This is a genomic window from uncultured Neptuniibacter sp., assembly GCF_947498015.1.
Classification (GTDB): domain Bacteria; phylum Pseudomonadota; class Gammaproteobacteria; order Pseudomonadales; family Balneatricaceae; genus Neptuniibacter.
The window spans coordinates 168,351-183,570 of sequence record NZ_CANMIR010000007.1 but is presented as its reverse complement, the minus strand read 5'-3'; the positions used below and the strand labels follow the sequence as shown (position 1 = coordinate 183,570).

At 50.8% G+C, this 15,220-nt stretch carries 12 protein-coding genes and 1 tRNA gene; 7 read left to right on the top strand and 6 right to left on the bottom strand.

Annotation, left to right across the window (positions count from 1 at the left end; all coding sequences use genetic code 11):
• Position 1: 1 nt before the first annotated feature.
• From Q0882_RS11140 to Q0882_RS11120, 5 genes are all read right to left on the bottom strand, one after another.
• Positions 2-77: transfer RNA gene (locus Q0882_RS11140), tRNA-Phe, on the bottom strand.
• Between the two features lie 63 nt (positions 78-140).
• Complete coding sequence (locus Q0882_RS11135; RefSeq protein ID WP_299181533.1) at positions 141-413, bottom strand: oxidative damage protection protein; 273 nt, start codon at positions 411-413, stop codon at positions 141-143.
• Positions 414-430: 17 nt separating this feature from the next.
• Entirely contained in the window at positions 431-1,480 is a 1,050-nt protein-coding gene (gene mutY / locus Q0882_RS11130) for an A/G-specific adenine glycosylase (RefSeq protein ID WP_299181530.1), read from the bottom strand.
• Positions 1,481-1,486: 6 nt separating this feature from the next.
• Positions 1,487-3,592 (bottom strand): AsmA family protein, encoded by a 2,106-nt coding sequence (locus tag Q0882_RS11125; protein WP_299181528.1) that lies wholly within the window; start codon positions 3,590-3,592, stop codon positions 1,487-1,489.
• Between the two features lie 124 nt (positions 3,593-3,716).
• On the bottom strand, positions 3,717-4,712 hold the full coding sequence (locus Q0882_RS11120) for a GGDEF domain-containing protein (RefSeq protein ID WP_299181525.1): 996 nt from the start codon (positions 4,710-4,712) through the stop codon (positions 3,717-3,719).
• A 55-nt stretch (positions 4,713-4,767) separates the two neighbouring features.
• On the opposite strand from Q0882_RS11120, the gene hisB reads away from it, so the two are divergent.
• The 5 genes from hisB to Q0882_RS11095 all read left to right on the top strand — a co-directional run bounded on the left by hisB (position 4,768) and on the right by Q0882_RS11095 (position 10,998).
• Positions 4,768-5,361 (top strand): imidazoleglycerol-phosphate dehydratase HisB, encoded by a 594-nt coding sequence (hisB, locus tag Q0882_RS11115; RefSeq protein ID WP_299181522.1) that lies wholly within the window; start codon positions 4,768-4,770, stop codon positions 5,359-5,361.
• 3 nt (positions 5,362-5,364) lie between these two features.
• Positions 5,365-6,009, top strand: coding sequence for an imidazole glycerol phosphate synthase subunit HisH (hisH, locus tag Q0882_RS11110; protein ID WP_299181520.1), 645 nt, complete (start codon positions 5,365-5,367; stop codon positions 6,007-6,009).
• Positions 6,009-6,782 carry an imidazole glycerol phosphate synthase subunit HisF gene (gene hisF, locus Q0882_RS11105; protein ID WP_299181517.1) on the top strand — a complete coding sequence of 258 codons (774 nt, stop codon included), beginning with the start codon at positions 6,009-6,011 and terminating at the stop codon, positions 6,780-6,782. Before hisH ends, hisF begins: the two co-directional genes overlap by 1 nt.
• A gap of 127 nt (positions 6,783-6,909) precedes the next feature.
• Entirely contained in the window at positions 6,910-7,911 is a 1,002-nt protein-coding gene (locus Q0882_RS11100; protein ID WP_299181514.1) for an efflux RND transporter periplasmic adaptor subunit, read from the top strand.
• A 9-nt stretch (positions 7,912-7,920) separates the two neighbouring features.
• The gene (locus Q0882_RS11095) at positions 7,921-10,998 is read left to right on the top strand and encodes an efflux RND transporter permease subunit (protein ID WP_299181511.1); all 3,078 of its coding nucleotides are present in this window, start codon (positions 7,921-7,923) and stop codon (positions 10,996-10,998) included.
• Positions 10,999-11,153: 155 nt separating this feature from the next.
• On the opposite strand, the gene elbB is transcribed toward Q0882_RS11095, so the two are convergent.
• Positions 11,154-11,807 carry an isoprenoid biosynthesis glyoxalase ElbB gene (elbB, locus tag Q0882_RS11090; RefSeq protein ID WP_299181508.1) on the bottom strand — a complete coding sequence of 218 codons (654 nt, stop codon included), beginning with the start codon at positions 11,805-11,807 and terminating at the stop codon, positions 11,154-11,156.
• Positions 11,808-11,990: 183 nt separating this feature from the next.
• On the opposite strand from elbB, the gene hemB reads away from it, so the two are divergent.
• Complete coding sequence (gene hemB, locus Q0882_RS11085; protein ID WP_299181505.1) at positions 11,991-13,001, top strand: porphobilinogen synthase; 1,011 nt, start codon at positions 11,991-11,993, stop codon at positions 12,999-13,001.
• A gap of 54 nt (positions 13,002-13,055) precedes the next feature.
• Positions 13,056-15,206 carry a polyphosphate kinase 1 gene (gene ppk1, locus Q0882_RS11080; RefSeq protein ID WP_299181502.1) on the top strand — a complete coding sequence of 717 codons (2,151 nt, stop codon included), beginning with the start codon at positions 13,056-13,058 and terminating at the stop codon, positions 15,204-15,206.
• Positions 15,207-15,220 lie beyond the last annotated feature (14 nt).

Here is a 15,220-nt window from a genome sequence, read left to right as displayed (position 1 = left end):
GTGGTGCCCGGAGGCGGAATCGAACCACCGACACGGGGATTTTCAATCCCCTGCTCTACCGACTGAGCTATCCGGGCAGCTCAAGTGGCGCGTATTAAACCGTCTTCACGGAAAACTGTCAACCACTTGTTACAAAAAAACTATTTCGCGGGCGGTACGTAGCCTTCCGCCTTCTCATAGTCTCCTCCATCAAGGAATTTTTCCATCTCACTCTGCAAAAACTCGCGGGTGGATGGGTCCATCAGACTAAGATGTTTTTCATTGATGATCATCGTTTGATGGTCGGTCCACTCCTGCCATGCTTTCTTTGAAACGGTGTCGTAAATCTCCTGCCCTTTAGCACCGGGGTAGGGCGGGCGGTCCAATCCTTCCAGTTCCTCTTTGTACTTACGACATAAAACAGTGCGACTCATGTTTGGCTCCAAACTTTCTAAGAGTTGACCCGTTGTTGCAGTAGTTTTTTTACCGGTGCTGCAAGGCCAACGTTTTCTGGTTGCCCTATGTTATACCAGAGCAGCGGTTTTCCTTCCATGACAGAGTCTGTAGGGGTATTTATCCGTGCTTTTATAGGGGTTATGTCGAGGTGAAAGTGACTAAAGGTGTGACGAAGGGGCTCCAGCGGCTGAATACTGGACTCAATCAACTCAAATCCGGTTTCGTTCAGCGTATCACGCAGGTCACTAACTTGTGGCAAGCTCCAGAGTCCGCCCCATAAACCGGAAGGGGGGCGTTTATAGAGGAGTATCTCATCAGCGTTATCCTGCTGTAGCAACAGCATATAGGTCTGTTTGACCGGGATCGTTTTTTTCGGCTTTGGTACGGGCAGTTGATCGGTTTTTCCCTGTGCGCGTGCTTCACAATGTTTTTCTAAAGGGCAGAGCAGACAGCTGGGTTTGCTGCGGGTGCAGAGGGTTGCACCCAAGTCCATCATCGCCTGAGTATACTCACCGACACGTTGTTGGGGGGTATTCGCCTCAGCGCGCTGCCAGAGAAACTTTTGGGCGGTGCTGGTGCCAGGCCATGTTTCCACCGCATAGAATCGGGCCAGCACACGCTTCACATTTCCGTCCAGAATCGCTGCCCATCTACCGGTACTGATTGATAGCACGGCTCCGGCAGTGGATCTGCCAATGCCTGGGAGATCAGACAACTGTTCGACGGTCTGAGGAAACTCCCCCTGATGTTCAGAGAGAATGATCTTGGCGGTTTTATGCAGATTACGTGCACGGGCATAGTAGCCAAGGCCGGTCCAGAGGTGCAGTACCTCGTCCTGATCAGCCTCTGCAAGCGTTTCTACGGTCGGAAAGCGTTTGATAAAGCGCTCATAATAGGGGATGACAGTCTTGACCTGGGTCTGTTGTAGCATGATCTCAGAGATCCAGGTGTTATAGGCTGTTTTATCGGTCTGCCAGGGGAGGTCGTGGCGGCCGTGCTGGTCAAACCAATCCAGTATGGCGCCAGAAAATTGCTCAGGAGTCATCGATGATTAGCGTCCAAATAACCCTTTAAGCTTATCGCCAAGTTTGTCTTTTACTTTCTCTTCGACTTTTGCTTTGGCTTTCTCCTTGACCTGTTTTTTCAAAGCATCAGTGATGAAACTGAAATCAGGTTTGCAGAGTTTTGCTGGGTCTGTGTTGAAGCTGCCCTTACAATCGATCGGAATCTCGACGCCCTCTAATTTATTCGGGAAGGAGCAGGTCTCTTTGAAGAGGTTTTTTTCAACCATAAAGCCCAACCGATAATCCAGCAGCTGCTTGGGCAGATTAACCGTACCTTTTCCGCTCAGAGCCATAGCATCCAACTGGGCTTTAAGATCACGGTTGTTAACCACACCGTTTTTAATATTGGCAGTTGCACCCATATTTGCAAACGGGGTTGATCTGTCCACCTCCTGAGTGTTAATTCCCAGAGAGCTGACGTTATTCATCCCCTGACAGACGGTTTGGGCCATATCGATACCGTGTAACTCACCATCTTTCATATTCACGCTAGCGGTACCGGTCATACTGTTGACGAAATCATGGACAGAGTTACCACGCAGGGTGATCTTGGATTTGGAATTCAGCTTTCCGGTAAGCTGATCTGTATCTGCCATCGCTTTTAGCATGTCGCCAACCTGAATGCCGGAGATGCTCTTGTTGGATGTGATTAGTGGTGTTTTGTTGCGGAGATCAATCGTGACGTTGTTACGGACGCTACCGCCGTAAAGGTCAGCATTCAGCTTGCCTACTTTCACCACTCCGTTATGAGCATTCACTTTAACCGCAATATTGCTGATATCCATATTGCTGACATGCAGGGCTTTGAGGCCGATATTGCTATCGAGTTCCAGTGAGCGCAGAGCGTCTACAGGTAGAATGGGGTCCTTAGGATAGCCCGCTGTTTTGTCTGATTTCGCGGGAGTTGTTGCTTGGCCCTCTGCTGCCGGTGGCAGGTATCGGTCTGCATTCAGCTTATCCCCCTGAAGGTTCAGACTGATGTTTCCGCTGTTCAGATCAAATCCAGCCGAACCATTGAAAGTGGTATCGTCCAGTTTCAGGGTGAGTGTTTTTGCGGTAACTGTGTTGGCTGGCCCCTCAAGCTGAGTACTCAAACTGATCGATTTCAGTGCTGCTGGATCAGTTGTGGTCACTGCAGGTTGGCCGATAGCAGTAAGAAGCTTGTTCAGATCAAATGCAGGGAGGTCCAGCTGCCCACTGATCATAGGTGCTGCAAAGTTGTTGATTGCAAGCGCACCCTTTGCCTGTAGGTCTGCCACGGAAAGATTGAGATCGTTAAGGTTTACCTGCTGTTGTGCCAGATCTGCATCGATATTTGCTGCGGTCTTAAGTGTCAGGCTATTTCCGCCCAGAGGCTTACCTCCCAGTGTCAGAGTGCTGGCCAAGCCTTTAATCTTGTACAGTTGCTTGTCCAGATCTAGGAAGAATTCAGCTGCAAGTTGTGCCTCGGCCTTGACCTGCTCCTCGCCTTTGATGCTCTGAGTCGCTTTGAAACTCAGTTCAGCGGGGAAAAATGCGTTGGTTACAACCTGTCCTGAACGCATATTGAACTGGCTGAGGTGGGCAAGCATCTCACTGGTTTTGTCTGCGTAGGTGATATCACCGTTGGTGATCTGAATGCTATCGATATTCAGAGCGATTGCCGCGCCCTGCGAGGCTTCAGAAGGGCTGCTATCTCCGCTCTTCTGGCTATCCTGATGGCTGATCTCAGCAGCCCAGTTTGTTGTGCCATCTTTCTCTTTAACCAGATTAAGTTTCAAACCGTCAATGATCACGCTCTGCATCTCAACCTGCCCGGAGAACAGTGCGGGTAACCTTACGGAGATCTGGGCCTGATTCAGACTGGCCAGTTCTGCCTTGCCCGGGAATTTCAGGTCTATCTGATTTACCGCCAGTCCTAGCCATGGGAACACTGACCAGCCGATATCACCTTGTATCTTAAGCTCGATGCCCGCATTTTCTAATGCCGCTTTTTCGATCTCAGGCTTGTATTCGTTTGGGTCAAAAAATGCCCCGAGAATGGCACCACCAGCGAGGATGACTACAACGACCAGTGCAGCTAATCCGGCGATGAGTTTCAGCAGACCTTTCATGATTCTCTCCTTGGCAAGGTACTGTTTTGTTTTTCTGAGAGGGGAGATAGCCCTCTGCATACCTGTGAGCATAAACAGAAATAGTTAAGTTTCAATCAATCAGCCTGAAGAGGGGATGAATAAATTAGAGCGAAACCTTATTCTTACCGTTTTCTTTTGCTCGGTAGAGGGCCAGATCCGCTTGTTTCAGCATCAGCTCTAGGTCAGAAAATTCGATATCAAGCTCACTGATACCTATGCTGGCTGTGACAGTCAGTATCTCATTGCTGATCAGTGGCACTTCGACTTTTCTTAACTCTTTCAGGTAGCGTTGACCGATATGGAGGGCATCCTGTTTATCGGTTTCGGGCAGGATGATCATGAACTCCTCACCGCCATAGCGGCAGACGACATCATGCGCTCGGGTGTAGCGTTCAAGGCAGTTGGCAACAGTCTTTAGAACTAAGTCCCCGGTGTCGTGGCCGTAGGTGTCGTTAATCACTTTAAAGTTGTCCAGATCCAGCAGGATAATCGACAGCGGGCGCTCTTTTCGTAATGCTTCCTGACTTAGCTGCTTCAGCTGTTTACGCCCTTCACGCCGGTTATATATGCCGGTGAGATCATCATAGGTAGCCAGACGCTTGAACTTTTTCTCAAGTGTTTTCTGTTCGGTGATATCAATGATCGCCCCAATCAGGCCCGCAACAGATCCATCTTGATTGTGAAAGGTGGCTTTATGAAATTTAACGTAACTGGTGACCGTTCCTTCCCTATGCACGGGCGTTTCGTAGATCTGGGTTCCGGGGGTATCGAGCAACTTCTGGTCAGAAGCTGCGAAAATTGCTGCGGATACAGGGTCAAATACCTGAAAAACATCACGGCCGATCAGCTCTTCACGGGTTAGATCGGTGTACTCTTCGTAGGAACGGTTGCAACCGAGATACTTACCCTCGCAATCTTTGTAATAAATGGGGAAGGGCAACGCATCAATGACCAGAAGAAGTGCTTGGTGGTTACCCTTTAGAAGCTGTTGTAGGTCGACATCTTTCATCGGGTTAGACGCAGTATCCAGATTGATTCCTTTAAAAGATAGCTTAAGCCGGGTTATTTCGCTCAGATTCAGGGGTGAACGAAAGTGCATGGGGCAGGGGATGGTTGTATAATCTGCGCTCTGATCAAACTAGCGGGAGAGAACCATGGCGGAACGTACAGCCAAGGTAAGCCGAAATACACTGGAAACGCAGATCACTGTATCTGTAAATATTGATGGTACTGGCCAATTCAAGGCAGACACCGGAGTGCCTTTCTTAGAGCACATGATGGAACAGATCTCCCGACACGGTTTGATCGATCTGGATATTCATGCGGTGGGTGATACCCACATCGATGATCACCACACCGTAGAAGATATAGGCATCACTTTAGGGCAGGCATTCAAAGAAGCGGTGGGTGACCGTAAAGGGATCATGCGCTATGGACATGCTTACTGCCCGCTGGATGAGGCGCTGTCACGTGTCGTGATCGATTTCTCCGGCCGTCCCGGTCTTGATATGCAGTGCGAATTTACCCGTGCAACGATCGGTCGACTCGACACCCAGCTGTTCTGGGAGTTTTTCCAGGGGTTTGTAAATCATGCAGGGGTGACGCTGCACATTGACAACATTAAAGGCTTTAATGCCCACCACCAGGCGGAAACGATCTTTAAAGCGTTTGGGCGTGCGCTGCGCTATTCATTAGAGATAGACGCACGTGCAGCTGATGCAATGCCATCCACGAAGGGGTGTTTGTAACTTATGTCGAGTGTAGCCGTAATCGATTATGGAATGGGCAACCTGCACTCGGTTGCCAAGGCGCTTGAGTTTGTCGAGCCAGGCATTGAGGTTCGTGTCACCTCAGACCCGGCACTGGTTGCCAGTGCAGACCGGGTTATTCTGCCGGGTGTCGGAGCAATGCGCGACTGCATGGCCGAGATGTTACGGGTCGGTGTGGATAAAGAGGTGACCGATGCGATCAACTCAGGGAAACCGTTTCTGGGAATCTGCGTCGGTATGCAGGCGTTGCTTGAGCGCTCAGAAGAGAATAGTGGTGTGGATTGCCTCTCACACTTTGAGGGTGAGGTTAAGTACTTTGGTGATGATCTTCGGGAAGAGGGTGCGCGCCTGAAGGTGCCGCATATGGGCTGGAACGAAGTTAGCCAGAGTATTGATCATCCACTTTGGGACAATATCGAAGATGGAAGCCGTTTCTATTTTGTCCACAGCTACTATGTTCAGGCAGATGCACGTGATCTGGTTGCCGGTGCCTGCCACTATGGCTTGCCCTTTGATGTGGCTCTGGCGCGGGATAATGTGTTTGCAGTTCAGTTCCATCCGGAGAAAAGCTCTAAAGCGGGGCTGCAGCTTTTGAAAAATTTCCTCAACTGGGACGGTAAAATCTGATGGCTTTGGCAAAACGAATTATTCCCTGCCTTGATGTGGAAAATGGCCGCGTTGTTAAAGGTGTAAAGTTTGTTGATATTCGTGATGCGGGTGATCCGGTAGAGGTTGCTAAACGTTACGATGAGCAGGGCGCAGATGAGATCACCTTCCTGGATATTACAGCAACCCATGAAGGCCGCGATACGATGGTGCATACGGTTGAACGTATGGCATCACAGGTGTTTATTCCACTGACGGTAGGTGGAGGAATTAGAACCTGTGAAGATATCCGGACCATGCTCAATGCTGGTGCTGATAAAGTGTCGATCAACTCAGCTGCCGTCTTTAATCCTGAGTTTGTAAAGGAAGCTTCCGAGCGCTTTGGCTCTCAATGTATCGTTGTCGCGATTGACGCTAAAAAGGTCTCAAAAGAGAGTGAAGAGAACCGTTGGGAGATCTTCACTCACGGTGGTCGTAAGCCAACCGGTATCGACGCGGTTGAGTGGGCCAAAAAGATGGTTGAACTTGGCGCCGGTGAGATTCTGCTGACTTCGATGGATCAGGATGGTGTGAAGAATGGCTACGATCTTGATGTCACTCGTGCGATCAGTGAGGCGGTTAACGTGCCTGTGATTGCTTCAGGTGGGGTCGGTAATCTGGACCATCTGGTTGAAGGCTGTATTGAAGGCAAGGCGGATGCGGTACTGGCAGCATCTATCTTCCACTTCAATGAATACACCGTTCCTCAGGCCAAAGCTTATATGCGTGATAAAGGGATAGAGGTCAGACTCTAAAGCCCGAAAAAAAGCCCTGCTAAGCAGGGCTTTTTTTTGCCTGATTGGAACAGAGCATTGATCTTATTGTTCAAACAAGACTAAAGTTGGTCATTGATTCAACGATGTCTACTTCAGGGAAGGCCGTATGCGATTGTTAATCGGCAGTTTACTACTTGTTATCGGATCAGCTTCATCTGCAGCAACCCATGTCGTTGTTGCGCCACTCTCCTCTCTTCTTAACAGCACCTCCCATACTGCTCCTGCCCGGGTGGTGAATGATGAACATGCTCAGATAAGCGCCCGAATTAACGCGGAAGTGGAATCGGTTAAGGTTAGGGTGGGCGATCAAGTGTCCGAGGGGCAGGTGTTGGCAACACTGGATTGTCGTGACCATCAGCTTGCCAGAGAGCAAGCGGATAGCGTACTGAAAACTTTATATGCCCAAAGTCGGCTGGCACGTCAGCAGTTAGAGCGCGCTGAAAAACTGTTAAAACAGCGAAACGCATCCAGAGAGTTGCGCGATCAGCGCAGAGCAGAGCTGGATAGCCTGTTGGCACAACAAAAAGGGGCAAAAGCTGCGCTGAATATGGCGGTTTTGACTGTTGAACGCTGCTCTACGAAGGCCCCCTTTGATGGTGTTGTAACGGAGCGTGTAGTCAGTTCAGGCGATCTGGTTGCCCCAGGTAGCGTCCTTATCCGTCTGCTGGCGCTTTCGGGGCAGGAGGTGGAAGCCGCATTAAATCAGGAGCAGGTTGTGAGGTTACAGTCTGCATCGGAAGTTGCCTTTATACTGCAGGGAAAGCGCTTTCCTCTGCAGCTTCGTGCGATCATCCCATTAGTAAAAAGCAAAGCCCGCACTCAGAACGTCCGGTTCAGTTTTCAGCAGCAAGCCGCTCTTTCCGGTAGTAGCGGTCGTATTGAGTGGTTCGATCTTAAGGGGCGCTTACCGGCTCGCTATGTGGTTTCCCGGGATGGGCAACTGGGCTTGATGCGTTTGGAAAACGGTACTGCTGTGTTTGAACCTCTGCCTGAAGCTATCGAGGGACAGGCTGTCGAGGTAGATCTGCCAGCCGATAGTCTAATTATTGTTGAAGGCCAGCATGCTGTGACTGATCAGGAAGCGGTCACTGCAGGCGAACAGGAGTAGGTGACCAATATGTGGACCCGGCTATTCCAGAACCACGTACTTGCGAATCTACTGTTTATTCTGGTGCTGGTGATCGGCTTTCTCTGCTACCACCTGCTGCCTCGTCAGCAAGACCCTACGATCAACTTTAACTGGGTAGTGGTGACCACTGTGCTGCCCGGGGCCAGCGCCGGAGATATTGAAAAGCGCGTTACCGATCCGTTGGAAGATGCGATACAAAATGTTTCAGATATAAAGTTTGCGTCATCCAATAGTCGGGAGGCGGTCTCAAGTCTGTTGATCAGATTTGAAGACATTGATTCCCGAACCTTCGATAAACGGATAAACGACCTTCGCCGAGAGATCCAGAATGTAGAGGATGAGTTGCCTGCGAATGCGATAGATCCGGTGATACTGGAGATTACCAGCGCAAATGCATTTCCCAGCGTCACGGTAGCGGTGACTGCGTTGGATGATGATGAGAACTTACGTGTACAGGCGCGCAATATTGAAGAGGATCTTGAGCGTATTCTAGGTGTTGATCGGGTGGACCCGGTAGGTTTGGATGACCCGGAGCTGCAGATCAATTTTGATCCGGCAGCACTACAGGCACTATCGCTATCGCCCACGGAACTGGCGGATACAGTGGCGATCTGGTTTCAGGATATATCGGCGGGCAGTGTCGATGTCGGTGGAGATTCCTGGCTGGTCAGAATGGTGGGACGTAATGCAGACCCCGATCAGGTAAAGCAGCTGCCATTGATCGGCCAGCAGGGTGAGGAGATTACACTCAGTCGTATCGCTGATGTTCTTAAAACCCGAAAGAAAGCAACGCAGGATGCCGTGATTGATGGTCAACCCGCCGTTGTTCTGGCGGTCATGAAAAAAGCCAATGCCAATACCATTGATCTGGTTGAACGTGTCAAAACCTACATGGATCAGCGTAATCAGTTAGCGCAGGCGACCGGAGTAAAGTTAGTGCTGGTTGATGATCAGACGGTTGCCACCCGGGAAGCGATTCAACTGATGCAAAATAACGCACTTATCGGGTTGTTGCTGGTGTTGCTGGTGGCCTGGCTGTTCCTGGGAGGGCATATCGCCTTTCTGACCGCGATCGGCATCCCCTTTATTCTGGCGGGCACTTTCTGGGTGCTTTGGGGGATTGGTGAAACGCTGAATGTCACGGTGCTACTCGGGGTTGTAATCGTACTGGGAATGTTGGTCGATGATGCGGTGGTGGTGGTGGAGGCAATCTACTATCGGATGCAGCTTGGGCAGCCGGTGTATGAAGCCACCATGGCCTCCCTAAGCGAGGTGGGGCGTCCGGTGGTGAGTGCCGTATTGACCACCATGGCTGCATTTTTACCCTTGATGTTACTGCCCGGTATTCTTGGTGATTTCATGCGGGTCATCCCGATGGTGGTGACCATCGCATTAGCGATATCACTGATTGAGGCGTTCTGGATGCTGCCGGTACACGTGAGTGTAGCGCGCGTGCGGTTTGACAATCCCGGGCGCATGCAGCGTTTTAGGGTACGCATGACACATAAAATTCAGATCAGTTATGTTCGGATTCTCATTAAAGCGATGCGCAGACCGGTACTGACGTTTTCGATGATCGGTCTGTTATTTATGAGCGCAATGGGAGCCTTAGGCGCAGGTTTGATCAAGGTGGATTTCTTTGCTGCCGACCCGCTAAGACTCTTTTACGTTAACTTTGAGATGGCTCCTCAGACCCCGTTATCCTCCACGCTGGAAAAAGTTAAGCAGATGGAAACGCTAATTCGAAAGCATCTCAAGGATGAGGATGTACGTGCAGTGGTGGGTTATGCCGGTCAGCAGTTTACTGAAACCGCGCCGATGTTTGGTGAGCAGTATGGTCAGGTACTGGTTGGCCTTAAGCCAAAAACAGATGAAAATCGCTCCGTGGATCAGCTGTTAGCCGCAGTACGAGATGATGCATTGTCTCTGCCGGGGCCGGTCAATATCTCATTCCTGAGGTTGGCTGGGGGGCCTCCCGTCTCAAAACCGATCAGCATCAAGGTTCGAGGCGATGAATATGATGAGATCCGTGCGGCTGCAGATGCTCTACAGGCTTACCTCAATTCTGTTCCTGAGCTAACCGATATCACGGATGATGCAGGGGGTGGGCGCATGACGCTCTCATTACAACCCGATTATGATGCGATCACGCAATCCGGTTTGCATCCTCAGGAGGTTATTCGTACGACTCAGCTACTGGTCGATGGCGAGATCGTTGCGGATATGCAGCATGATGGTGAAAAACTGGAGATCCGAGTACGTGCCAGGCCGCAGTCATTAACGGATATTGAACAACTGCTAGAGTTTAAACTCCCGTTACCCGAGGGAGGGCAGATTGCACTGAACCGGCTAGTCCGCTTCGACCGGGAGCAGGCCCTGGGGAATATACGCCACTACAATTTCCGCCGCGCCATCACCGTAGAGGCGGATATTCTGCCAGATACGATCGACACTGTGACCGCAAATAACGGGGTGATCGAGCATTGGGAGAATCATCTGCAACAGGATTTCCCCAATCTGGATCTGGATTTCTCCGGGGAGCTGGATGATATTCAGGAGAGTATGGATGCGATCGGTCTTCTGTTTATCTTTGGGGTTGGGCTGATGTACCTGATTCTTGGGACGCAGTTTTCGAGCTATTTCCAACCCCTGATGATTCTGATGACGATTCCGATGGCGTTTACGGGTGTGGTCATGGGGCTATTAGTGACCCAAAATCCGCTCAGTCTTTTCACCATGTACGGGGTGGTCGCACTGGCAGGGATTGCCGTTAATGCTGCGATTGTCTTGATCTCTGCGGGTAACCAGCGGTTAGAGAAGGGGATGACGGTCAAACATGCGACGCTCTATGCAGCAAGAAGGCGTGTTATACCGATTCTGATCACCTCACTGACAACCATTGCGGGCCTATTCTCGTTGGCGACTGGACTCGGTGGGCATTCGTTGATCTGGGGGCCTGTAGCAACGGCGATCGTCAGCGGTCTGGCATTCTCGACGCTCCTGACACTGATTCTGATCCCGATGCTCTATCGAATATTTATGCAGTGGTCGCATCGCAGTATTTAAGCTGACCGATCATTCTGCTCTGAAGATAGCTTAAAGCGGAACCCTTTTGGCGCTTTTCGCAGCTGTCCAAGGCTAGCGTGATTACGCTGCGCAGCTCCCACCTCGCATGCATACAGTTAAACTGCCCGGGCATTCTCCGGGCAGCAGTAGAACTATCAAGCGATCTCAATCACCTGATCAACCAGTTTGCGGATACCTGAAGCCGCTTCTGTGATAGAACCCGCCAGCATGTAAGCTGGGGTAGTGATCAGTTTGCGCTCCGCATCGATCACAATCTCGCTTACACCGCAGTTTTGGTGACGGCCGCCCATCGCTTCGATGGCTGCCGCTGTATCAGCATCATTACCGATGGTGCAGGTCGCGCCCTCGCCGAACAAAATAGGTGTCATGGCGGGAGCGATGCAGATAAGCCCGACAGGTTTGCCCGCCTGATGCATCGCCTGAGTGAAACGGATTACATCAGGGTTCACCTGACAATCAGCCCCCGTAACTGCAAAGTCTGAAAGGTTTTTGGCCGCACCAAATCCACCCGGGATGATCAGAGCATCGTAATCTGCCGCATCAGCTGTTGCCAGATCGATCACCTCGCCTCGTGCCAGACGGGCCGCTTCAACTAGTACGTTTCGGCTCTCTCCCTCTGCAACTTCACCGGTGAGGTGATTGATGACGTGCATCTGAGTCGTGTTGGGTGCCATGCATTGATATTCAGCCCCCTTTTCTGCAATCTGAAGCAGTGTTACTACGGTTTCATAGATCTCTGAACCATCATAGACACCACATCCGGAGAGAATAACTGCGATTTTTTTCATGTTTCCTGACTCCTTGATCCAACCTGTTATGCGCTTGGTCATACCCTTTTAGGGCAAGATTACGATAAGATCTCTCTCATTACTACGATGACGCTTTAGAGAGACGCCGCTGAGTTTCAGGGTTGTCATCTGCTTGTCATCTTTTTCCTGTCCAATTTGTCTCTGCACAGTAAGGAATTTGTCGTGTCCTTTAATAACAGCCAGCGTTTTTATCCAGAAACCCGCATGCGTCGTATGCGTGCGAATGATTTTTCCCGTCGTTTGATGCGCGAGAATGTCCTGACTCCCGATGACCTGATCTTCCCGGTATTTGTTATTGAAGGGGAAAACCAGACTGAGCAGGTCGCATCGATGCCGGGTGTTGAGCGTATGAGCATCGATCTGTTGGTAAAAGAGGCAAAAGAGCTGAGTAGCCTGGGTGTTCCGGCCATGGCTCTGTTTCCTGTCACACCGATGGATGCGAAGTCTGAGTTTGCAGAGGAGTCCTATAATCCGGATGGGCTGGCGCAACGGGCAGTGAAAGCGATCAAAGATGCCTGCCCTGAGATGGGGATCATGACCGATGTTGCACTGGACCCCTTCACGACCCACGGGCAGGACGGCATCATCAATGAAGAGGGCTATGTGCTGAATGACCGTACCGTTGATACCCTGATCCAACAGGCCCTTTCCCATGCCGAAGCGGGGGCTGATATTGTGGCTCCCAGTGACATGATGGATGGTCGTATTGGCGGTATTCGGGATGAGTTGGAAAGTAACGGCTTTGTTAATACTCTTATCATGGCTTACTCTGCCAAGTATGCAAGTGCTTACTATGGGCCATTTCGTGATGCCGTTGGCTCAGCTGCTAATATTGGTAAGGGGAATAAATTCAGCTATCAGATGGACCCTGCTAACAGTGATGAGGCTCTGCATGAGGTCTCACTGGATCTGGCAGAGGGTGCTGATATGGTGATGGTGAAGCCAGGGATGCCCTATCTGGATATCGTGCGTCGGGTTAAAGATGAGCTAAAGGCGCCTACCTATGTATATCAGGTGAGTGGTGAGTATGCGATGCATGTTGCCGCATTCCAAAACGGCTGGCTGGATGAACAGAGTGTGACTCTGGAATCGTTGCTGGCCTTTAAACGCGCCGGAGCGGATGGGGTCTTAACCTATTTTGCCAAGCGCGTAGCTCAATGGATGAATGATTAGAGGAGCCTTTATTTTATTAAGGGCCCCGTTAAAATTTAGGAAGAGGTAAGACTCATGGTTGATGTAGTAGAGCAGAGCGAAGCCGCGGTTGCGTTAATTGAAAGTCGCGAAAGCGTTGCGATCACCGAGCAGGAGGTAGAGCAGACGCCGGTAGACCTCAAAGCGCCTGAACTCTATATCAACCGTGAACTGAGCCATCTGCAGTTTAATATGCGCGTTCTGGAACAGGCGCTGGATGAGAAGCATCCGCTGCTTGAGCGGCTGATGTTTCTGCTGATCTTCTCCAGTAACCTGGATGAGTTCTTTGAGATCCGGGTCGCCGAACAGATAACTCAGCTTAAGTATGGGCGTGAGGCAGTAGGGCCGGATGCGATGCATCCCCGGACCGTATTGGATCGTATTGGCGAAATCTGCCATCTGACGGTAGAGCGCCAATACAAGATCCTGAACGAAATTATCTTTCCTGATCTTGAAAAAGAGAATATTCACTTCATCCGCCGTCACCTATGGACAGCGGAACAGCGTGAGTGGGTTGAGGCGTATTTTCAGGAACGTGTGGTGCCTGTGATCAGCCCTGTAGGTCTTGATCCCTCCCATCCGTTTCCGCGACTGGTGAATAAAAGCCTGAACTTTATCGTTGAATTGGATGGTAAGGATGCGTTTGGGCGTGAAACCGGTATGGCAATTATCCCGGCTCCGCGCTCTCTGCCGCGTCTGATCAGGCTTCCGGATGAACTCTGTGAAGGGGGAGATAATCTGATCTTCCTCTCATCAATCATTCATGAGTTTGCCGATGAGTTGTTTCCTGGGATGACCGTTGAGGGGTGTTATCAGTTCCGGATCACCCGAAATGCCGATATGACCTTCGATGTGGAGGAGGTGGAAGATCTGGCGAATACCCTTCGAGGTGAACTGCATTCACGCAAGTTTGGTGATGCTGTTCGTCTGGAGGTGGATCAGCGTACACCGGAGGAGTTGATCGCGTTCCTGCAGCAGGAGTATAAGCTGGATGAGTCGCAGACCTATCGGGTGAACGGACCAGTGAACCTGACGCGCCTGATGGCGCTGAGAGATCTGGTGGAGCGCAATGACCTGCGTTGGAAGCCCTTTTCTCCGGGTGTCCCGGGGAAGTTAAAGGGGGAGAGCGTTTTTGATTCTCTCAAAGCTGGGGACCAACTGCTGCTGCACCCGTTCCAGTCCTTTACGCCGGTAGTGGATCTGCTGCGTCAGGCTGCCAAAGATCCCGATGTCGTTGCGATCAAACAAACGCTCTATCGAACCGGTGTAAAATCGGACATCGTGAATGCACTGGTAGAAGCGGCGCGTAGCGGTAAAGAGGTAACCGTGGTGATTGAGCTACGGGCCCGTTTTGATGAGGAGAGTAACCTGCATCTGGCGGCTCGCCTTCAGGAAGCGGGTTGCCTGGTTGTCTATGGTGTAGTGGGTTATAAGTGCCATGCCAAAGCGATGCTGATTGTCCGGGAAGAGGGCAACAAGCTGATTCGATATTCCCATCTCGGAACCGGTAACTACCATTCAGGCACCGCGCGACTCTATTCCGACTACAGCTTCCTTACCTCGGATCAGGAGGTGGGCGAAGATGTGCATAAAGTGTTCCAGCAGTTGACCGGAATGGGCAAAATTCAGAAGCTTAAAAAGCTCTACAACGCACCATTTACCCTGCATGCCAAGATGATTGAATTGATCCGTCGGGAAGCGCGATTGGCAAAAGCAGGGAAACCGGGTCATATCATGGTGAAGGTGAATGGTCTGACTGAGCCGAAGATGATTCGTGAACTCTATCAGGCTGCTGCAGCGGGCGTGAAAGTTGAACTGATCATTCGTGGTATGTGTCGTATCCGCCCGGGGATCGAGGGTTTATCTGAAAATATCCATGTGCGCTCGATTATTGGACGTTTCCTTGAGCACACCCGAGTCTACTACTTTGGGAACAATGGTAAGCCGGATGTGTTCTGTGCCAGCGCCGACTGGATGGAACGAAATATGCTGAACCGGGTTGAAACAGGGTTTCAGGTATTTGGGAAACATGCTGAACGTCTGAAACGTGAACTCGATTACTATATGCGTGATAACTGTCAGAGCTGGGAGCTGCAAGCTGATGGCAGTTATGTCCAGAACAAGCCCTCGGAGGGGGAGGAACCCTTCTCCGCGCAGCAGGCGTTGCTGGATGAGTTTGCTAAGTAACCGTTACCTATTTT

What these genes read in the sequence shown, in the direction of transcription:
- Q0882_RS11135 (WP_299181533.1), bottom strand. Translation starts at nt 413, where the DNA reads ATGAGTCGCACTGTTTTATGTCGTAAGTACAAAGAGGAACTGGAAGGA.
- mutY (WP_299181530.1), bottom strand. Translation starts at nt 1,480, where the DNA reads ATGACTCCTGAGCAATTTTCTGGCGCCATACTGGATTGGTTTGACCAG.
- Q0882_RS11125 (WP_299181528.1), bottom strand. Translation starts at nt 3,592, where the DNA reads ATGAAAGGTCTGCTGAAACTCATCGCCGGATTAGCTGCACTGGTCGTT.
- Q0882_RS11120 (WP_299181525.1), bottom strand. Translation starts at nt 4,712, where the DNA reads ATGCACTTTCGTTCACCCCTGAATCTGAGCGAAATAACCCGGCTTAAG.
- hisB (WP_299181522.1), top strand. Translation starts at nt 4,768, where the DNA reads ATGGCGGAACGTACAGCCAAGGTAAGCCGAAATACACTGGAAACGCAG.
- hisH (WP_299181520.1), top strand. Translation starts at nt 5,365, where the DNA reads ATGTCGAGTGTAGCCGTAATCGATTATGGAATGGGCAACCTGCACTCG.
- hisF (WP_299181517.1), top strand. Translation starts at nt 6,009, where the DNA reads ATGGCTTTGGCAAAACGAATTATTCCCTGCCTTGATGTGGAAAATGGC.
- Q0882_RS11100 (WP_299181514.1), top strand. Translation starts at nt 6,910, where the DNA reads ATGCGATTGTTAATCGGCAGTTTACTACTTGTTATCGGATCAGCTTCA.
- Q0882_RS11095 (WP_299181511.1), top strand. Translation starts at nt 7,921, where the DNA reads ATGTGGACCCGGCTATTCCAGAACCACGTACTTGCGAATCTACTGTTT.
- elbB (WP_299181508.1), bottom strand. Translation starts at nt 11,807, where the DNA reads ATGAAAAAAATCGCAGTTATTCTCTCCGGATGTGGTGTCTATGATGGT.
- ppk1 (WP_299181502.1), top strand. Translation starts at nt 13,056, where the DNA reads ATGGTTGATGTAGTAGAGCAGAGCGAAGCCGCGGTTGCGTTAATTGAA.